This is a genomic window from Halorubrum xinjiangense, from assembly GCF_049604745.1.
Classification (GTDB): Archaea; Halobacteriota; Halobacteria; order Halobacteriales; family Haloferacaceae; genus Halorubrum; species Halorubrum xinjiangense_A.
The window spans coordinates 201820-221594 of sequence record NZ_CP187140.1; the positions used below are offsets into that span (position 1 = coordinate 201820).

General features: G+C 69.2%; 17 protein-coding genes. 9 read left to right on the forward strand and 8 right to left on the reverse strand.

All coding sequences use genetic code 11. The features are described 5' to 3' along the window. Positions 1–13: 13 nt before the first annotated feature. Positions 14–1159, forward strand: coding sequence for an acyl-CoA dehydrogenase (locus ACOZ35_RS01910; protein ID WP_424014801.1), 1146 nt, complete (start codon positions 14–16; stop codon positions 1157–1159). 18 nt (positions 1160–1177) lie between these two features. On the opposite strand, the gene ACOZ35_RS01915 is transcribed toward ACOZ35_RS01910, so the two are convergent. Continuing rightward, positions 1178–3283: a PH domain-containing protein gene (locus ACOZ35_RS01915; RefSeq protein ID WP_424014802.1), complete on the reverse strand. Its 2106-nt coding sequence runs from the start codon at positions 3281–3283 to the stop codon at positions 1178–1180. Beyond that, the gene (locus ACOZ35_RS01920; protein ID WP_424014803.1) at positions 3280–3744 is read right to left on the reverse strand and encodes a PH domain-containing protein; all 465 of its coding nucleotides are present in this window, start codon (positions 3742–3744) and stop codon (positions 3280–3282) included. The genes ACOZ35_RS01915 and ACOZ35_RS01920 overlap by 4 nt, the downstream gene beginning before the upstream one ends. Before the next feature lie 171 nt (positions 3745–3915). Between ACOZ35_RS01920 and ACOZ35_RS01925 the strand changes: the two genes are divergently transcribed. After that, positions 3916–5205 carry a Glu/Leu/Phe/Val family dehydrogenase gene (locus ACOZ35_RS01925; RefSeq protein WP_424014804.1) on the forward strand — a complete coding sequence of 430 codons (1290 nt, stop codon included), beginning with the start codon at positions 3916–3918 and terminating at the stop codon, positions 5203–5205. Between the two features lie 61 nt (positions 5206–5266). On the opposite strand, the gene ACOZ35_RS01930 is transcribed toward ACOZ35_RS01925, so the two are convergent. Together ACOZ35_RS01930 and ACOZ35_RS01935 are read right to left on the reverse strand one after the other, a co-directional pair. Further along, on the reverse strand, positions 5267–5971 hold the full coding sequence (locus ACOZ35_RS01930; protein ID WP_424014805.1) for a YqjF family protein: 705 nt from the start codon (positions 5969–5971) through the stop codon (positions 5267–5269). Positions 5972–6040: 69 nt separating this feature from the next. Beyond that, positions 6041–7030: a cation diffusion facilitator family transporter gene (locus ACOZ35_RS01935; protein ID WP_424014806.1), complete on the reverse strand. Its 990-nt coding sequence runs from the start codon at positions 7028–7030 to the stop codon at positions 6041–6043. Between the two features lie 206 nt (positions 7031–7236). On the opposite strand from ACOZ35_RS01935, the gene ACOZ35_RS01940 reads away from it, so the two are divergent. Next, positions 7237–7938: an HD domain-containing protein gene (locus ACOZ35_RS01940; RefSeq protein WP_424014807.1), complete on the forward strand. Its 702-nt coding sequence runs from the start codon at positions 7237–7239 to the stop codon at positions 7936–7938. Between the two features lie 16 nt (positions 7939–7954). On the opposite strand, the gene ACOZ35_RS01945 is transcribed toward ACOZ35_RS01940, so the two are convergent. Continuing rightward, positions 7955–8704 carry a TetR/AcrR family transcriptional regulator gene (locus ACOZ35_RS01945; RefSeq protein WP_424014808.1) on the reverse strand — a complete coding sequence of 250 codons (750 nt, stop codon included), beginning with the start codon at positions 8702–8704 and terminating at the stop codon, positions 7955–7957. A gap of 166 nt (positions 8705–8870) precedes the next feature. Between ACOZ35_RS01945 and ACOZ35_RS01950 the strand changes: the two genes are divergently transcribed. Together ACOZ35_RS01950 and ACOZ35_RS01955 are read left to right on the forward strand one after the other, a co-directional pair. Then, positions 8871–10589, forward strand: coding sequence for a COG1361 S-layer family protein (locus ACOZ35_RS01950; RefSeq protein WP_424014809.1), 1719 nt, complete (start codon positions 8871–8873; stop codon positions 10587–10589). A gap of 60 nt (positions 10590–10649) precedes the next feature. Continuing rightward, positions 10650–13148: an efflux RND transporter permease subunit gene (locus ACOZ35_RS01955; RefSeq protein WP_424014810.1), complete on the forward strand. Its 2499-nt coding sequence runs from the start codon at positions 10650–10652 to the stop codon at positions 13146–13148. A 47-nt stretch (positions 13149–13195) separates the two neighbouring features. On the opposite strand, the gene ACOZ35_RS01960 is transcribed toward ACOZ35_RS01955, so the two are convergent. Beyond that, positions 13196–13618 (reverse strand): hypothetical protein, encoded by a 423-nt coding sequence (locus ACOZ35_RS01960; protein ID WP_424016095.1) that lies wholly within the window; start codon positions 13616–13618, stop codon positions 13196–13198. Positions 13619–13870: 252 nt separating this feature from the next. Between ACOZ35_RS01960 and coxB the strand changes: the two genes are divergently transcribed. Continuing rightward, positions 13871–14662, forward strand: a complete 792-nt coding sequence (coxB, locus tag ACOZ35_RS01965) for a cytochrome c oxidase subunit II (protein WP_317649629.1) — start codon at positions 13871–13873, stop codon at positions 14660–14662. After that, positions 14659–17157 (forward strand): cbb3-type cytochrome c oxidase subunit I, encoded by a 2499-nt coding sequence (locus ACOZ35_RS01970; RefSeq protein WP_424014811.1) that lies wholly within the window; start codon positions 14659–14661, stop codon positions 17155–17157. Before coxB ends, ACOZ35_RS01970 begins: the two co-directional genes overlap by 4 nt. 30 nt (positions 17158–17187) lie before the next feature. On the opposite strand, the gene ACOZ35_RS01975 is transcribed toward ACOZ35_RS01970, so the two are convergent. Then, on the reverse strand, positions 17188–17697 hold the full coding sequence (locus ACOZ35_RS01975; RefSeq protein WP_424014812.1) for a DUF7575 domain-containing protein: 510 nt from the start codon (positions 17695–17697) through the stop codon (positions 17188–17190). A 79-nt stretch (positions 17698–17776) separates the two neighbouring features. On the opposite strand from ACOZ35_RS01975, the gene ACOZ35_RS01980 reads away from it, so the two are divergent. Beyond that, positions 17777–17923, forward strand: coding sequence for a hypothetical protein (locus tag ACOZ35_RS01980; RefSeq protein WP_424014813.1), 147 nt, complete (start codon positions 17777–17779; stop codon positions 17921–17923). 68 nt (positions 17924–17991) lie between these two features. After that, a complete protein-coding gene (locus ACOZ35_RS01985) occupies positions 17992–18984 on the forward strand; it encodes an NAD-dependent epimerase/dehydratase family protein (RefSeq protein WP_424014814.1) in 993 nt (330 codons plus the stop codon). Between the two features lie 36 nt (positions 18985–19020). Here the strand turns inward: ACOZ35_RS01985 and ACOZ35_RS01990 are convergent, their stop codons facing one another. Next, positions 19021–19770, reverse strand: coding sequence for a GNAT family N-acetyltransferase (locus ACOZ35_RS01990; protein WP_424014815.1), 750 nt, complete (start codon positions 19768–19770; stop codon positions 19021–19023). Positions 19771–19775: the final 5 nt, after the last annotated feature.

Here is a 19775-nt window from a genome sequence, read left to right on the forward strand (position 1 = left end):
CGAACGCTCCGGCATGGAGTTCACGCTCACCGAAGAGCAGCGTCAGATCCGCGACACCGTCGCGGAGTTCGTCGACGAAGAGGTCGTCCCGCGCGCGGCCGAGATCGACGAGACCGACGAGTTCCCCGCCGATCTGGTCGAAGAGATGGCCGACCTCGGCCTCATGGGCATGCCGTTCCCGGTCGAGTACGAGGGCGCCGGCCTCGACTACCACAGCTACGCGATCGGGCTCGAAGAGATCTCCCGCGGCTCGGGCGGGCTCGGGACCGTCGTCGCGGCCCACACGTCGCTGGCCGGCAACATGCTCTACGAGTTCGGCGACGAGGCACAGAAGGAGGAGTACCTCACCGCCCTGAACACCGCCGAGGACATCGGCGCGTTCGCGCTGTCGGAGGCCGAGGCCGGCTCCGACGTGCCGGCGATGTCGACCACGGCCGAGCGCGACGGCGACGGCTACGTCGTCAACGGCGGGAAGCTCTGGATCTCGAACGGCTCCGTCGCGGACACGGTCACGCTGTTCGCCAAGACCGACCCCGACGCCGGCCGCAAGGGTATCTCGTCGTTCGTCGTGCGCCCCGAGGAGGACGACGGGTTCATCGTCGAGGGCACGGAGGACAAGCTCGGCGACAAGGGGTGTCCGACCGCGGAACTCCGGTTCGACGACATGTGGATCCCCGAGGACCGACTGCTCGGCGAGGAGGGAGAGGGGTTCGTCCACGCCCTGAAGACGCTCAACGGCGGCCGGATCACCATCGCGGCCCGGTCGGTCGGCATCGCGCGTGCCGCGCTCGACGAGGCGGCCGAGTACGCGCAGGAGCGCGAGCAGTTCGACCGACCCATCTCCGACTTCCAGGCCATCCAGCACAAGCTCGCGGACATGGACACGAAGGCGCGCGCCGCGGAGCTGCTGATGCACGAGGCGGCCGACCTGAAGATGCGCGACGAGGACTACATCAAGGAGGCCGCGCAGGCGAAGCTGTACGCCTCCGAGATATCCCGCGAGGTCGCCAACGAGGGGATCCAGATCCACGGCGGCTACGGCTACACGAAGGACTTCCCCGCAGAGCGCTTCTACCGCGACGCGAAGCTCTCGGAGATTTACGAGGGGACGAGCGAAGTGTTGCGTAACACGATCGCCCAGCAGCTGCTCGACGAGTAGCGCCGCACGCAGCGCCGCTCAGGGCCGCGGATCGGTGTCGTCGCCGTTCGCGGGGTCGTCGTCAGCGTCGTCGGCGTCCGCCCGTTCGTCCTCGTTGCGGTCGCCGTTCGTCCCATCACCGTCCCGATCATTTTTTGGCTCGTCTGCGTCGCCCGCTTCGTCGGCCCGAGGTCCGTGCGCCACGTCGGCATCCGACGGGTTCTGGTCGACCGCGTACCCGCCAGTGTCGATTCGCTCCGCGGGCTCTGAGTAGTCGCGGTCGCTCGGCGAGAAGTCCGGGCGGACGACGCCGTCGTCGGGTATCTCGGGCTCGTCGTCGGGGGACTCCTCCGTCGTCGCGTCGTCCGCTTCCGCGTCGGCGACCACGCCCTCGACGGGACCGTCGCTGCCGGTCTGGTCGGCACCGGCCGCCTCGTCTCGCTCGCTCGTCTCGTCGGTTTCGACTCTCTCGTCCGCTCCGGTCTCCTCGTCGACTTCGACTCCCTCGTCGACTTCGACTCCCTCGTCGACTCCGACGCCCTCGTCCGTCTTGGCCCCCTTGCCGACTCCGACGCCCTCGTCCGTCTTGGCCCCCTTGCCGACTCCGACTCCCACGTCTCCCTCGGCGTTGTCGTCGATCCACTCGAATGAGTCGGTCCCCCCGCTCCGCCGCTCCGCGACGGCGGTCGCGAGGCGCTCGGTGAGCGTCTCCTTCAAGGCCTCGGCCTCGTCGATCTCGAAGTCGACGGCCGCGGCGTCGCTGCCGGTCAGGGAACTGGTCCCCGCCGTGTCGGCGACGATCGTCGCGACGCCCCACCGGCGCTGGAACACGGTGCGGCTGTCGATCACGTTCTGGATCCGGTAGTACGGGACGACGGCGACGGACCGGCTCCAGAACCCGTTCCGCGTGAGCAGGTGGTCCTCGCCGACCCAGTAGCCGCGGTGCTTCCACTTCAGGTGCGCCGCGGGCGGGACGACGACGAGGAGCGCGGCGACGCCGTACCACGGGAGCGACGCCGAGACGTACCAGTTCACGCCGTACGCGACGGCCGTGAGGACGCCGACGATCATCGCGTACCGGATGACGTACCGCCACCGGATCCGCTTGGGCGGCCGGTTGAAATCCGGGGTTCCGAACGACTCGATCTCGTGTGCGAGCCGATAGACGCGCTCGGTCGCGGCGATCGGCACGGCGGACTGGTTGCCGGACTCCGAGCCTTGGCCGGGAGCGTATCCCGCGGTCTCGATCGAGAGGCTCGCGTAGCCGAGCGCGCGCTTGGCGGGGTTGTCGGTGATCCTCAGCGCCTGGACCTTTTCCGTCGGGATCGACCCGCTGTACCGGCGGAACAGCCCGCGCTCGTAGCGGAGTTCGTCGCCGGCCCGCGAGAGCCGGAACCCGTAGTAGTTCGAGAAGGCGACGCCCGCGCCGATGAGCCACGACGCGATGAAAAGCGCCGCGACGCCGACGAACGCCGTCGCGGTGAGCGCGACGGCCGATGTCTCCGGCAGGAAGCTCGACAGCACCGGGAACGACCCGGAGCTGAGGAAGGCGAGGAGGCCAATCAGGCGCCCGTCGAACGACAGCGCCCCGACCAGCGCCAGCTCGCTCGGCGAGATGGCGAACAGCTCCTCCTCGTCGGGCGCGAACGCGTCGTCGCGGCCGCCCTCGACCGCGTCGGCCCCGGTCGTCGTCCCCTCGCCGGCGTCGTCCGACCGGGAGGCCGCCGACTTCCGGCGCTGGACCTCGCGCTGGAGCCGCGTCGCCTCCGCGGGCGTGACGAACCGGATCGACCCCTCCGTGCTGGAGCCGCCGGCGGTCTCCAGATCGACCGCGGCGACGCCGATCGCGCGCTGGAGCACGCCGCGGCTCACGTCGACGTTCTGGATCCGCCGGTACGGGATCTCCCGCTCGCGCCGAGAGATGACGCCCGAGGAGATGTCGAGCGTGTCCTCCGTGAGGACGTACTCGAACCGGCGGTAGTACGCGACCTCGTAGGCGAGCATCACGAGGAGGATGGCCGCCCCGCCGCCGACCGCGAGCGGGAGTCCGAACCCGCCGCTGTTCACGATCACGAACAGCGCGACGGCGGTCCCGGCCGCCTTCTGGAGCGCGCGGTACGGGACCGACTGCGGCGCTAACTTCACACCGCGTCCTCCCCGTCGGCGCGGATCGCCAGCCGCTTCAGCTCCTCGCGGAGGTCGCTCGCGCCGTCCGGCGTCAGCCCCGGGATCCGCACGTCCGCGCCGCGCGACCCGGCGGTGTACACCACGCAGGAGGCGAGCCCGACGGTCCGCTCGATCGGGCCGCGGCGGGAGTCGACGTGCTGGATCCGCACCAGCGGCACCGTCGTCCGCACCTGCGTGATCACGCCGCGGTCGAGGTAGATCGCGTCCTCGCGGATCTCGTAGCTCCAGCGGCGGTAGCGGAGCAGCGCGTGCGCGACGGTGAGCGTCAGGATGACGGCCCCGACGGCAACCGGCGCCCACTGCGGGAGGTACTCGAGGTACGCGCCGGCGACGAACGGGGCGGTGACGAGCGCCGAGAGCAGCACCGCGCGGAGGACCCACACGACTTGGACTCGGGGGTGAAGCGTCTGTGTCGTCATCGACGGTCCCCCGTCGCGTGTCCGTGTGTCATGGCCGGCGATTGACGGCCCCGACGTATAAGTCCGGCCGGAAACGGTCGGGAAAAACGGGCGAAAGATCGTGTGAGATATTCTCTTTCGAAGGCGATTCTTGCCGAAACCGATATGCCGGGCGACGGAGTCGTCTCGGCCATGGCCGACGACCCGTTCGAGAACATGCTCGCCCAGATGGATCGCGCCGAGGAGTACGCAGACGTGGACCACGGGGTGTTCGAGCGGCTCAAACACCCGGAGCGCACGCTGAAGGTGACGCTCCCGGTCAGGCTGGAGTCCGGCGAGGTCGAGGTGTTCGAGGGGTACCGCTGTCAGTTCGACAGCGCCCGCGGCCCGTTCAAGGGCGGCGTCCGGTTCCACCCCTCGGTCACCCAGCGCGAGGTCGAGGCGCTCGCCGGGTGGATGACCTGGAAGACGGCGCTGGTCGACCTCCCGTACGGCGGCGCGAAGGGCGGCGTGATCTGCGAGCCGAAGGAGCTCACCGACCAGGACCTCGAACGGCTCACGCGGCGGTACACCGAGGGGATCCGCCGGATGATCGGCCCCGAGACCGACGTGCCGGCCCCGGACATGAACACGAACCCGCAGACGATGGCGTGGATGATGGACACCTACTCGATGTACGAGGGCCACTCCATCCCGCAGGTCGTCACGGGGAAGCCGCTGGAGATCGGCGGGACACCCGGGCGCGTGGAGGCGACGGGGCGCGGCGTCTCGCTCGTCACCGAGCGGCTCTTCGAGTACCTCGACCGCGACCTCTCTGACGCCTCCGTCGCTATCCAGGGGTTCGGCAACGTCGGGTCGAACGCGGCCCGGCTCCTCGACGAGTCCGGCGCCAACGTGGTCGCCACCTCCGACGTGTCGGGCGCGGCGTACGACCCGAACGGCCTCGACGTAGCGGCGCTCGGCGCGCACGTCGACGCCGGCGGGCTGATCGAAGAGTACGTCGCGGGCGAGTACCGGGGGAACGCGGACGGCTCCAGCTGGGACGACCCGGACGCGATCACCAACGCGGAGCTGCTGACGCTCGACGTCGACGTGCTCATCCCGGCCGCCGTCGAGGGCGTGATCACCGCCGACAACGTCGACGACCTCCGGGCGTCTGCGATCGTTGAGGCCGCGAACGGCCCGACGACGGTCGCCGCCGACAAGGCGCTCACCGAGCGCGACATCCAGGTCGTTCCCGACATCCTCGCGAACGCGGGCGGCGTCATCGTCTCGTACCTGGAGTGGGTCCAGAACGCCCAGGAGTTCTCCTGGCCGCTGGAGACGGTCAACGCCGAGCTCGAGCGCCGCATCGGCACCGCGTTCGACGAGACCATCGAGCAGTACGACACGAAGAACCTTCCCGACCTGCGGACCGCCGCGTACACGCTCGCCTTAGAGCGCACGGCGACGGCCCACGAGTACCGCGGGCTCTTCCCGTAGCGAGCCAGTCGCGGGCTGTCTCTTCGCAGCCCCTCACCGCCGCTCGGTAAACCGGCGAGACTCAGACCCGCCTGATCCGGTCCGCGGTGACCGAGAGGGGCTCGGCGTAGTGGAGAATCGGTTCGCCGTCGGGGGCCTCGAAGCCGTTGGCCGCGAACAGCGTGTTCGCCCGGATCTCCGCCTCGGCCGGGCGCAGCGTCCAGGGCTCGTGGTCGATCTCGCCGACGTACAGCCGCCCGCCCGAGCCGGCGGTGTAAAAGCGGTAGTTCTCCAGTAAGAAAGCCGGCAGCGACCCCGAATCGGGGGTGAACGCCTCGCCGACTGGCGCGTAGGTCGCGTCGAACCGCGCGTGCGGGGCGCCCTCGTGGACGCGGCGGCTCGCAAAGCGGACGGTATCGAACTCGCCGTCTGTGGCGGTGCGCCGGACGTCGGTCTCGGCGCGGTAGTAGGGGAGCCGGAACAGCCCGCGAGCGACCGCGACGCCAATCCGGTCGTCGGCGTCGAGGCTGTGGAAGTAGACGCCGGGGCCGTTCGGTCCCTCGACGTAGGTCCGGAGGTTGAGTTCGGGGAACGACAGGCCCGTCGGCATCCCCCGAGGCCGGATGTCGTCCATCACGAACGGGACGACGCCGAGGTAGGCGTCGCCGTCGTGAGTCGCGACCGAGAGCCCGTCGGGTAGCGCCGCGGCGACGGTCGAAGGGTCGACGGGCCAGTGGGCGAACAGTCCGTCCCGCCACGTCATCTCCAGCCAGCGTCGACCGAGCATATCGATCGGTAGGTCCCGAAGGGACAAAACCCGCACGCCGCCGGCGGTTTCAGGGCAGTTCGTCCGGTCTCACTCCCGCGGGTCCGCGCCGCCGCGAGCCCCTGGCGCGTCCGGGCCCTCCGACCCTTCCGGCGCGTCCGGGCCCCCCGATATCTCCGGCGCGTCCTTCCACTCGCCGAGTCCGGACGGGTCGAGGTGGACGTGGACGTCGCCGACGTCCTCCATCGCGCGGAGGGTCGTGACGAGCTCCGTCTCCACGTCGTGGGCCTCGCGGAGCGTCATCTCCCCGTCGACCTCGACGTGGACCTCGACCTCCAGGTCGGTTCCGTCGTAGAAGACGGTGAGGTCGTGGACCCCCTCGACCGCGGGGTGATCGCGCAGCGCGGCGACGACGCGCTCGCGGTCGCCCGCCGGCGGCGCGGCCCCCACGAGGTAGGTGACGTTCTCGCGGCCGATCTCGATCCCCTGATAGACGACGAGGACGCTGACGAGCGCGCCGGCGACCGGGTCGAGGATCGGGACGTCGAGGAACACGCCGAACACGCCGACGAGCGCCGCGATCGTGGTGTAGATGTCGTTGAGGCAGTCCACCGCGAGCGCGGCGAGCGCCGTCGAGCCGAGGTCGGCGTTCACCAGCTCCGTGTACCAGTACAGCAGGTACATGTCCGCCATCGCGAACAGCAGCGCGGCGACGAGGAGGAGGCTCTTCCGGGGCGGAGTGTGCGTCCCGAGCAGCCCGAGGACTGACTCGCGTAACAGCAGCAGCCCGAGAATGACGATGGTCGCGCCGACGAGCAGCGCGGTCAGCGGCTCGATCCGCTGGTGGCCGTGCGGATGCGTCTCGTCGGCGCTCTCGTACCGCGAGCCCCCCCAGACGAACACGACCGCGCTCGCGACGAGATCGGCGACGGAGTGGGCGGCGTCCGCCACCAGCGCGACGCTGCCGAACGTGAGCCCCACCGCCCCCTCGACGGCGATCTTCACCGCGTTGCCGGCGACGTTCACCGCCGCCGCCCGCTGGAACCGAGCGCGGTCGCCGCTTCCGAAGGGGCTCGACATAGACGCCATTGCGCTCGCGACCCTGTTAAGCGTCCCGCGTCGCGGCCGCCGTCGGGGCGTCCGCTCGTCGGCGGTCCCGGTCGCCGTCCTGCGTAGTCGTCGGACCGCCCGTCGCCGAGCGCGTCGGGGCTCGAAGACTCCGTCGTAACGCCTAAGACCGAAACGCTCCTCGGTGACGGTAATGAATCACGATCTTTTCGCCCGAGGTGGTCCCGGTGGGCGTCGAAATTAAGGAAACGGTGGTGAGCGACGAGGATTTCGAGGAGATGAAGGGGTTCGTCCGCGACTACCTCGCGGCCAGCGTCGAGGGCGAGGACGACGGCGGACGGATGCGCTGGTACCCGTGGCACTCGGCGTCGTATCGGTTCAATCACATCCTCAACGTCGTCGACCTCGCGACCGAGATCGCCGAGGCCGAGGGCGCCGACGTGGACGTCGTGCGGGTCGCGGCCGTCTTCCACGACGTCGCCAAGCTGGAGGCCGAACAGGACGTCCACGCGGAGGCCGGCGCGCGCGTCACCCGCGAGTACCTCCAGAGCCGCGGCAACTACCCCGAGTCGTTCATCGAGGAGGTGTGCGGGGCGGTCGTCGACCACTCGTACACGGGTGACCTCGACGACGTGCCCTTAGAGAGCCGGTGTCTGATCGAGGCCGACGTGCTCGACAAGGTCGGCGCCAACGGCGCCGTCCTCATGTTGTTGCGGATGGGGTACGAGTCGCGCACGCACATGGACTCGGCGAAGATGGTCGACCGCGTGCTCCAGCGCGCCCAAGACCACACCGAGCGCGTCGTCTCGGACACCGCCGAGAGCATCGCGCACCAGCGCATCAAGCGCGTGAAGTGGATCCGCGAGTGGCTCGAAGAGGAGGTCTCCCGGATGGACGCCGAGGGCGTCACCGACCGCTGAGGGGGCTCCCCGACCGCTATTTCTCCGAACCGTTGGTCTCGACGAGCGGCAGCGTCGCCTCCAGATAGCGGTCGATTCCGGCCCGAGCGTCCCCGACCCACGCCCCGTCGTTCGTCGTCGCCCAGCGGAACATCCCGCCGGTCGCGAACGTCTGGAGCGTCGCGGCCACCTCCGACGCGGTGACGGCGTCGGAGGAGCCGTCGGACGCGCCGTTGCCCGCCACTTCGGCGCCGTCGCGGGCGATGTCGGCCGCCGCCTCGCGCACGAGCCGTTCGAGGTACTTGCCGAAGACGCGGTCGCTGCGGTCGAAGTGGTCGCGGTACGCCTCGTCGCTCGCGGCCTGCGAGCGGAGTTCGGTCATCACGGTGACGAACCGCTCGTCGGGCGCGTACGCGTCCTCGAGCGACGCCGGATCGACCGCGGCCGTGAGGTAGCCGTCGAGCTGCTCCCGCGCCGAGCGGTCGAAGGCCTCCTCGGGGGCCATCTCCGGTACGTCTCCCTCTCCCGCTGCGCCGTCGGCCGACGGCCCCGTGACGGAACCGTCGGCGATGGACGCCTCGAACTCGTCGAGCAGGAAGCTGAGGAGGTCGATCAGCAGGTCGTCTTTCCCGTCGTAGTGGTGGTACACCAGCGACGGGCTCTTGTCGAACTCGTCGCCGATCCGCTGGATCGTGACGTTCGCGTAGCCGTGTTCACAGAGCGCGCGGAACGCCGCGCCGAGGATCGCCTGTCGCGTGTCCGACGGCTCCGCGAACGGGTCGTTCATACGCCGCGTAGACGGGTCCGGTATATATCGCTCCTGATTGAACGTTCATTCAACACGCTTATGCCGCGGGCCCCTGACGGGAACGTATGACTCGACCCGACGCGTCACGGTACGACCGGTCGCTCCGCGCGACCAGACCCTCCCACCGGTCCGGCGGAGGGGATCGATGAGTCGGTCGGCGCGGCTCGCGACCGCCGCGCTCGCCGTCGTTGCGGTGAGCGCGCTACTCGTCGGCCTCTCGCTCGCGGGCGCCGCGGCCACGAGCGCGGGGACGGCTGACGGCGGCGACGCCGCGGCGCTCTCCGGCGTCGACGGCCCGCTTGCCGACGGCGCAGTCGCGCAGGCAGGTACCGAATCGGACCCGACTGACAGACAGGTCCGCGGGTCGCCGGTCTTGGAACTCTTCGCCACCCAGCGGACGGTGCCGAGCGGCGCCGAGTCGACCCTCACGGTCGATATCGTCAACACCGGCGAGATGGAGATCGGCAACCAGCTGGACTCCAGGGTCACGACCGCGCGCGGCCTCACCCTCGAGATCGACGACAGCGACGTGCCGATCGACGTCGAGGACGGCGAGATCCCGGTCGGCGACGTCTCGACCGCCGCGAGCCCCGTCTCCGTCCCGCTGGACGTGACCGTGCCCGACGACGTGCCCGACGGCAGGTACGAGGTTGAGGCGACCGCCCGCTACCGGTACACCTTCGAGATCATCCCCGAGTTCAACGACCACAAGGATCGGCGCGGCATCGACGACTTCGACCTCACCATCGTCGTCGACGACGGCGCGCGGTTCGCGGTGCTGGAGACCGACACCGACGCGCAGGTCGGCGGCGGCGGCGACGTGACCGTCACGATGGCGAACGTCGGCGAAGAGACCGCGCGCGACGCGGTCGTCTCCGGAACGACGACCAGCCCGGGGGTCCGGCTCGGGTCCGGCGAAGCCGGCGGCCAGTCGTTCGTCGGCGACTGGGCGCCCGGCGAGAACCGGACGGTGACGTTCGACTCGTCGGTCGGCGAGGCGTTCGGCGGCGGCGCGTACGCGCTCTCCTCGACCGTCGACTACCGGGACCCGAACGGGATCGACGAGACCGCGGCGCCCGCGCGCGCCGGCGTCGTCCCGATACGTGAGCAGTCGTTCTCGCTCGGCGACGTCTCCGGCACGCTGGAGGTCGGCTACTCCGGGACGGTCTCCGGCACCCTCACGAACGAGGGACCGCGCGACGTCGAGGACGCCGTCCTCGTCGCCGACTCCGGGAGCAACCGCGTGAGCCTCGGCGAGAGCCGGTACGCGCTCCCGACGATCCCGGCCGGCGAGTCGGCGAACTTCACCTTCGACGCCGACGTGAGCGGGAGCGCCGACCCCGGCCCGCGGCAGTTCCGGTTCACGACCGAGTACGAGAGCGGCGACGCGACGCTCGCGGCCGAGGAGACCCGCCGCGTCGAGGTGGCGCCCCGACAGCCCGAGTTCGAGCTCTCCGTCGAGAACGCCACGGTCCCCGCCGGCGAGACCCGACGGATCAACGCCACGATCACGAACCGGCGCCCCGAGACCCTCTCGTCGATCAACGCCGGGCTCTACGCCGACAGCCCGCTGACGGCGGTCAACGACGAGGCGTTCGTCGACGAGCTCGAGCCGGGCGAGTCCGCGAGGATCTGGTTCGAGGTGTCGGCCGCGGGGAGCGCGAGCGTGGAGGAGCACCCGATCGAGCTCGACTTCCGGTACGACGACGAGCGGGGCAACGACCGCATCTCGGACGTCACGCAGGTCCCGGTCACCGTGACCGCCGCCGTCGACGACGGCGGGACGCCCGTGGGCCTGATCGCCGTCGGCGCCCTCCTCGTCGTCGCCGCGGTCGGCGGCGCAGTCTGGTACCGACGGCGGTGATCGAATGAGGGGACACGCCACTGAACGCCGAGCGAGGACGCGCCGGCCAGCGGGGCATCGGTGACCGCGGCAGACCGGCTGATCGAGGAGATCGACCGCGTCGTCACGGAGCGGCCGCTGGCGGTGCTGGCGGTCTTCCTCCTCGTCACCGTCGTGTTCGCGGGCGGGCTGACCGGCATCGAGACGAGCGCGGGCGCGGACCAGTTCACGCAGGACATCCCCGCGCAGCAGGCGCTCGACGAGATCGACGAGGAGTTCGAGACGTCGATCGGCGGCTCCGCGACCTCGGCGCAGGTGATCGTCTCCGACGACAACGTCCTCTCCCGCGACGCCTTGGTCCGGACCCTGGAGACCCAACACCGGTTGCAGTCGCGCTCCACCCTTCGGGTCGCGTCGACGTCGAGCCACGCGGACGCGATCGCGCGGCAGCTGGACCCGGACGCGGCGAACGCGGCCGAGCGGCGCGACGCCGTGGCCGAGGCGACGCCCGCGGAACTGCGGACGGCCATCGCCGACGCCGACGCGACGGGGGCGATCGCGTCGCAGGTGTCCGTCGACTACAACCCCACCGCACAGGCGGCCGACACCGCGATCGTGGGGATCACCTACGACCTGCCGGACGCGGCGACCACGGCTCGGGTGACGGAGCTGCAGACCCGCAGCGTCGACGTCGTCGACTCCGTCCCGGGCAACGAGGCCGGCGAGAACGCGATCCTCTTCGGCGACGGGATCCTCCAGTCGGAGATCACCGCGCTGTTGACCGACACCGCGATCATCGTCTTCCCGGCGGCGCTCATCCTGATCGTCGGGTTCCTGATCTTCGCGTACCGCGACCCGATCGACATGGCGATCGGGATCTCCGCGCTGCTGATCTCTTTGCTCTGGACCTTCGGGTTCATGGGGTACGCCGGGATCCCCTTCTCCGACTCGCTGGTGACGGTCTTCCCGCTGCTGCTCGCGGTCGGGATCGACTTCGGGATCCACATCGTCAACCGCTACCGCGAAGAGCGGGCGACCGGAACCGGGATCGGGGCGTCGATGCGGACCACGACCGACCAGCTGCTCATCGCCTTCCTGCTCGTGACGATCACCACGGTGTTCGGGCTCGTCTCAAACGTGGTGAGCCCGTTCGACCCGAACCGCGACTTCGGGATCGTCGCGGCCGCCGGGATCACGTTCACGCTCGTGATCTTCGGCGTCTTCCTCCCGGCCGCGAAGGTGCTCGCCGACCGCTGGCGAGAGCGCCTCCCGATCCCGGAGTTCGGCACGAGCGCGCTCGGCTCCGGCGGGTCGCGGCTCGCCCGCGTCCTCCACGTCGGCGTCGACCTCTCGCGGATCGCCCCCGTCGCCGTCGTCGCCCTCCTCCTCGTCGGCGGCGCGGTCGGCGGCGCCTACGGCACCGGCGTGAACACGGAGTTCTCCGAGGAGGCGTTCTTCCCCGACCAAGATCGACTGGAGACGTACGCCGACCTCCCGGAGCCGTTCGCGCCGACGGAGTACACGTTCCTCGACGTGTTGACCCTCTTCGAGGAGGAGTTCGAACAGGACTTCGTGGGGTCGGTGACGCTGTACGTCGACCAGTCGGTCAGAGACGACGACGCCTTAGAGCTGATCGATCGGACGACGCGGAACCCGCCGGACACCTTCGCGACGACCGACGAGCGCCGCGCGCAGTCGACGAGCATCGTCACCGTGATCGAGGACCGGGCGGAGCGGGACCCCGAGTTCGCGGCGCTGGTCGAACGCAACGACCGCCTCGGCAACGGCGTGCCCGACCGGAACGTCGACGAGGTGTACGACGCGCTCCTCGACTCCTCCGCGGAGGGCCAGGCGCGCGGCTACGTGGCCGCCGACCGCGGCAGCGCGCGGATCGATTACACGATCCGACCGGGCGTCGACAACTCCGAGGCGGTCGCGGACGTGCGCGACCTCGCCGAGCGGACCCCGCTCGAAGCCGTGCCGACCGGCTCCCTCGTCGTCAACGAGGCCGTGATCGACCTCTTGACGGAGTCGGCGATCCGCAGCCTGTTCGCCGCCTTCGGGCTCACGGCGCTGTTCTTAGCGCTGTCGTACGCGTACCTCGAAGGGAAGGCCGTCTACGGCCTCCTCAATCTCGTTCCCGTCCTCGTCACGGTCGGGCTGCTCGTCGGGTCGATGCGGCTGTTCGAAATTCCGTTGACGCCGATCAACGCGCCGATCCTCTCCGTCTCCATCGGGCTCGGCGTTGACTACACCGTCCACTTCGTCCACCGGTTCGTCGACGAGTACCAGGCGGGGCTCCCGATCGACGAGGCGCTCGACGTCACTATCGCCGGAACGGGCGGCGCGCTCACCGGCAGCATGCTCACCACGGTCTCCGGGCTCGGCGTCCTGTGGCTCGCGGTGATCCCGCTGCTGCGCGACTTCGGCGTCCTGCTCGCGCTGGGCGTGTTCTATGCGTACCTCTGTTCGATCCTGCTCGTGCCGTCGCTCGTCGTGGTGTGGGACCGGTACGGCGGGCTGGTCGGTCTTGGTCTCGACGACGGGCTCCGCAGGTCCGGCGCCGAGAGCGAGCGCTGAGCGGCGAACGACCGTCGACCGGCTAACAGAACCAGTGCGGGACCGGGTCAGCCGACCACGCCGAAGATCAGCTGGACGGTGACGAGGACGAGGCCCGCGGCGCCGGTCGCGAGGGATCCGGCGGCGACGCCGTGCGCGTTTCCGAGTCCGCGGCTCCGCGTCGCGAAGTAGGCGCCGAGGAAGACGAAGCCGACGAGGAGGAGCCCGACGGCCAGGTACGCGACGCTCACCAGCGTCCCGGCGAGCCCCTCGGGGATCCCGAAGCTCCCGACGCCGAGGAGGATGCTCCCACCGACGAGGACGGTGATGCCGACGAACGAGACCGCCCACACAACCGGCGTCCGGGCGACGTCGCCGAGCGTCCCGACGATCGCTTCGTAGCGCCCGCCCGCCTCGTCGCGGCCGGGAGCGACTCGCTTCGCTCCGATTTCGGCGACCGCGACGAACGTGGCGACGACGAGGAGGCCCATCAGCCCCGTACTCAAGAGGGTGAGTGATGTCATGGATGTCTGTTGTTAGGGGCTCCGTTCGCGCGTACAAATACCCTTCGACGCGCGGGCTCTGTCCGGCTCGACGGTTCTGCGCTCGACGCGTCGACGGACCGGTCGGCGGGGTCGCGTCCGTGGCGGGAGACCCGCGTTTCGGCCCGCCGATTGCCCGCCCCGCTACACAAGAGATAAGTGTGCCATCGCTAAGGGTGGTACAAGAGCAGACAGACGAACATGATAGATCCAGTTATCCTACAACAGGGGGGCGACTGGCGCGCACAGGCGGAGGTCTTCGACGAGATCTTCTTCGTCTTCCTCGCGCTTGGCACCCTCGTCGGCACCATCGTCGTGGCGTACACGCTGTGGAACGTGTACAAGTACCGCGACGACGGGAACCGGTCGGACGAGGAGTTCGACGCACCGGTCGTCGGCGAGCTCCCGACGGGACAGGGCGGTCCGAAAGCGAAGAAGCTCTTCCTCTCGTTCGGGTTGAGCGCGATCGTCGTCATCAGCCTCGTCGTGTACGCGTACGGGCTCCTCCTCTACGTCGAGCAGGGACCGGACACCGGCGACGAGGGAGACATCGAGATCATGGTCGAGGGATACCAGTACGGCTGGGCCTACGAGTACCCCAACGGCCACACTGAACGGGGTGAACTGATCGTGCCGGCCGACCAGCGGATCGACCTCAACATCACGTCGAGAGACGTCTGGCACAACTTCGGCTCATCGGACTTACGGATAAAGTCCGACGCCATCCCCGGCGACTACAGCGAGACGTGGTTCCTCGTGAGCTCCGAGGACGTCGAGGCGCAAGGCGGAGAGGCGACCTACCGCGTCCAGTGCTTCGAGCTGTGCGGTGCGGGTCACTCCGCGATGAAGGGACAGATCACGGTCCTTCCGGAAGACGAGTGGGAGGAGTGGTACGCGGGCACCGGTAACAGCTCCGCGAGCAACGGCACCGACAGCGCCAGCATCGAGGCGCCCGGAGCCGGGTTCGCCGCGCCCAGCGGGGTGAGCGCATGAGCGAGCTTCCGCCGACGACCTCGGTCAAGCGCTGGTTCGTGACGACCAACCACAAGGACATCGGAATCTTATACACGATCACCGCGCTGTTCTTCCTGCTGTTCGGCGGCGTGATGGCGCTGCTCATCCGCCTCCAGCTGTGGGACCCGACGAGCCAGATCCTCTCCGGGCTGGCGTACAACGAGGCCGTCACCGCCCACGGGCTCATCATGGTGTTCTGGTTCCTCTCGCCGTTCGCGTTCGGGTTCGCGAACTACTTCGTCCCGCTTCAGATCGGCGCGGACGACCTCGCGTTCCCGCGCCTTAACGCCTTATCGTACTGGCTGTACCTGGGCTCGGGGCTCCTGCTCGCGGTGAGCTTCTTCCAGGGCGGCACGCTGTCGGCTGGGTGGACGATATACGCCCCGCTCAACGTGCCGATGTACACGCCGAGCATCGGCTCGACCGGTGCGGTGCTCGCGCTCGCGATGTTCGTCACCGGGACCACGGCGTCGACGGTGAACTTCCTCACGTCCATCCACCACTCCCGCGCGGAGGGGATGGGGATCATGGACATGCCGATGTTCACCTGGTCGATGCTCGCGACCGTGTGGATGATGCTGTTCGCGTTCGCCGCGCTGCTCGCGGTCGGACTCATCCTCGCCGCCGACCGCGTCCTCGGCAGCGTCTACTTCTCGGCGACCGAAGGCGGATCCCTCCTGTGGGGACACCTGTTCTGGTTCTTCGGTCACCCCGAGGTGTACATCGTCTTCTTCCCGGCGCTCGGCGTCATGCTGGAGCTGTTCCAGACGTTCTCCGGCCGTCGCCTCGTCGGGCGGAAGTGGGTGATCATCTCCATCTGTCTGATCTCCGTCCAGTCGTTCCTCGTGTGGATGCACCACATGTTCCTGACGACGATCAACCTGGAGATCAAGACGCTGATGATGGCGACGACCATCGGTATCTCGCTCCCATTCGACCTGGTCGTCTTCGCGCTGATCTACACGCTGATCAAGGGACGGATCCAGTTCACGACGCCGTTCCTGTTCGCGTTCGGCGCGCTTCTGCTGTTCATCCTCGGCGGGATCACGGGCGTCTTCCTCGGCGCCATCGTGCTCGACTACGAGTTCCGCGGCACCTACTGGGTGGTCGCACACTTCCACTACGTGATGTTCGGCGGCGCGACAGCGCTGTTCGGCGGGGCCTACTACTGGTTCCCGAAGATAACGGGGAAGATGTACGACGAGTTCCTCGGGAAGCTCCACTTCGTGATCTTCTTCATCGGCTTCAACGCCGTCTACTTCTCGATGTTCCTCGGCTGGGAGACTCCCCGCCGGGTGTTCGAGTACAACCCCGAGTTCCAGATCTACCACCAGTTCGGGACGATCGGCGCCTTCGTGCTCGGCTTCTCGTTCTTCATCATGTTCTACAACTTCGCGAAGTCCTACGTCTCCGGCGAGCCAGCTGGCGACAACCCGTGGGACTACTCGCGGACCGCGGAGTGGGCGGTCTCCTCGCCCCCGCCGCTTGAGAACTGGCCCAACCGGCCCTCGTACGCCTCCGGCAAGCTGGAGTTCGTGAAAGACTACGTGCCGGACGGCGGCCCCGCGATGAAGACCGACGACAACGGCGACGTCGCCACCGACGGCGGCGACAGCCACTCGGCGCACATCTCCGAGTACCCGTACTGGGACAAACACCCGAGCCACGCAAGCATCTGGCCGTTCGCGCTCTCCGTGGCGCTCGGCGTCACGCTGTTCGGCTTCTCCGGCTTCGCGGACGCGGTCACCGTCGAGCTGGGCGCGACGGCCATGCAGAGTAGCGTCAACATCTCCAACGCGTTGTACCCGACCGCGATCGTGGCCGGTATGGTCGGGCTCCTCTACACCGGCGTGAAGTGGGGGCTCGAGGACTTCTACGCGCCTCCCTCGGAGTTCGCCGAGCGCTGGCCGTTCAACGGCGTCGAGAAGGTGAAGCTGGGGATGTGGTTCTTCCTGGCCTCCGACGTGATCGTCTTCGGCGCGTTCCTCTCGGCGGCCATCTTCGTCCGCTACAACGCGGGCTGGATGACCTGGTCGCCGCTGACGGAGTCGCTGCCGGGGCTCATCAACACCTTCGTGCTGATCACGTCCTCGTTCACCGTGATCCTCGCGCTGGTCGCGGCTCGCCGGAAGAGCCGGCAGGGCCTCCTGGCGACGCTCGGCGCGACCATCCTGCTCGGGTTCACGTTCATGGCGATCAAGCTGTGGGAGTGGAACCACGAAATCTTCGACCGCGGCGTCACCATCTCCGCGAACGCCCACGGCGACCCGATTCAGGCGTCGATCTACTACGTCACGACCGGGCTCCACGGGATCCACGTGCTGCTCGGCTTAGTGATCGCCATCTTCCTGTTCGTCAGGGCGTACCAGGGTCACTACCTCGACGACGAACGGCCGATCGAGTACTTCGGCCTCTACTGGCACTTCGTGGACATCGTCTGGGTGTTCATCTTCCCGCTGTTCTACCTCTTCTGAGGCGGTTCGCGGTTCGGTTTTCTTTTCCTCTCACGCGTCGGCCTCGCCGACCGGCTCCGCACACCACTGACAGAAGTCGAACGCCGGATCGGTCTCCTTCCCGCACTCCGGACAGCGCACGGTCCCGTCGTCGTCCGCCGTCCCCGTGGACGGCGCCTGCGGCTCTTCAGCCGTCCCCGCAGACGACGCGTTCGGTTCATCTGCCGTCCCGTGGCCGATCGACTCCGTGCGACTGGTCGCGCGGGCCGTCTCGCGCTCCTGCTCGTACGCCCGGTTGTTCCGGAGCGCCACGACGTAGGCGTCGATCACGCTGGCGCCGACGACCGCGGCGGCGGGCGCGACCTCTCGGACCGCCGGCGGGTCGCCGGCGAACGCGCCGGTGATCGCCGACTCGGGGACGAACACGAACACCGCCGCGGCGACCGCCACGTACCAGCCGAGCGCCCGGGCCCATCGGCGGAGGTACGCGTGACCGAGTCCGGAGACGACGAGCGCGAGCAGGGCGGCGAGCCAGGGCCGCCGGCGAGTGCGTTCTGTCATGAGCGGTCGTACGAGTTCCCGCCCCGAGAAGCTACCCCTCTCTCGGAGCGTTTATGTGCCGGACGCGCCGAACTCGGGTATGTTCGGCGTTCCGCTCGGCGAGTTCCTCTCCGGGGTCGCGGTCGCGGTGTTCGGCGTCGGCACCTGGGGTATCGGTCTCGGCGTCGCGTACCTCCTGTACCGCCGGTGGCGCGGCGACGGCCCCCGCGACAACGACGACGACTGAGTCGACTGAGTCGGCCCGCCGCGTTCCGGTTCGGCCACGCTTTTCACCTCGCTCGTCCGATCCCGGGTATGACAGACACGGCGCTCGTCGTGGGCGGCACGCGATTCATCGGCCGACACACCGTCGAGGAACTGCTGGCACACGACTACGAGGTCGCGATATTCAACCGGGGGAACCACGAGAACCCCTTCGCGGACGACGGGCGGGTGACTCACGTCGAGGGCGATCGGAAAGACGAGTCCGCGTTACGCGCCGCGAAGCTGTCGGTCGAGCCCGACATCGTGATCGACTGCGTCGCCTACCAGCCGGCCGACGTGGAGACCGCGACGGAGATCTTCGCCGACGTCGACGGCTACGTGTACATCTCGTCGGGCTCCAGCTACGCTGCCGAGGAGATCCCCAAGCGGGAGGGGGAGACGCCGCTGGAATCGTGTACCGACGCGCAGGCGACCGACGACTCGCACGAGACGTACGGCAACCGGAAGGCGGAGGGCGACCGCGCGGTGTTCGCGGCCGCCGAGGAGGGCGTCGCCGCGATGGCCGTCCGCCCGTGTATCGTCTACGGGCCGCACGACTACACGGAGCGGCTCGATTACTGGATCGACCGCGTGCTCACGCACGACCGCGTGGTCGTCCCGGGCGACGGGCAGAACCTCTGGCACCGGGCGTACGTCGAGGACGTCGCGAGCGCGCTGCGGGTCGTCGCCGAGCGCGGCGAGCCGGGCGCGGCGTACAACGTCGGCGACCGACGCGCGCTCACGCTGCGGGAGACGCTGGAGACGATCGCCGACGTCGCGGGCGTCGACTGCGAGCTCGTCACGGCGAGCGACGACGCGCTCGCGGCCGGCGGGCTCGAACCCGACGACTTCACCCTCTACCGCGAGTACCCGCACCTGCTCGACACCTGCGCGCTCGCCGACCTCGGCTGGGAGTCGACGCCGGTCGACGAGGCGATGGCGCGGACCGTCGAGGAACACCGCGAGTCGGACCGCGACGGGAGCGAGTGGGATCCCGGTCGCGAGGCCGAGGAGCGCGTCATCGGCGTGAAGGAGACGCTCTGAAAAAGGGAGTTACGCCGGTGCTCTGGCTGATCCCCGTCAGTAGGCCGCGTCCCACCGCGTCGGCTTCCGGCGGTTCCCGCAGTCGCGACACTCCATCCGGTCCATCGTGTCGATCGCGATGTCCGTCCCCTCGCAGTTGCCACAGAGGTATCCGTACCGCCGCTCGTGGTCCGGGTCGACGTACGCGACGTAGAACGGGGCCTGCGAGCCGCGGTCGCTCTCGTCGAACGCGACGTAGACCGTCTCGCCGCCCTCGGTCTGGTAGGTCGCCTCGGAGATGCCCCTGAGCCGGCCGACCTGCTTCCGGAACTCCCGTTCCGTGAACGTCTGGCCGCCGATGTCGACGTCGCGCTCGCCCGCGAGCTCGTACCCCTCGCGCTCGTAGAACTCCGTGCCCGCCTCGTTGTCGGCGAGCACGCGCGCCTCGATGCGGTCGACGTCGGCCGACCGCAGCGCGGACTCGACCCGTTCGAGGAGCGCGGAGCCGATCCCCGACCCCCTGTGGTCGGGATGGACGTGGAGCCAGTCGATCTCGCCCACGCGCTCGCGGCGCCCGACGACGTAGCTCTCCGCGAACCCGACGACGACGCCGTCCACGACGGCGACGGGGAACACCGCGTCGTCGTCCTCGACGTCGTCGCCGAGGTCGCCGGCGTCGTACCACTCCTCGACGGCCTCGTCCAACAGCTCCTCGTCGACCGCGTGTCCGTACGATGCCACGAGCGATTCGCGGGCGACCGACCGGACCGCGTCGACGTCTTCGGCGGTTGCGGCGCGTAGGTCCATGCGGG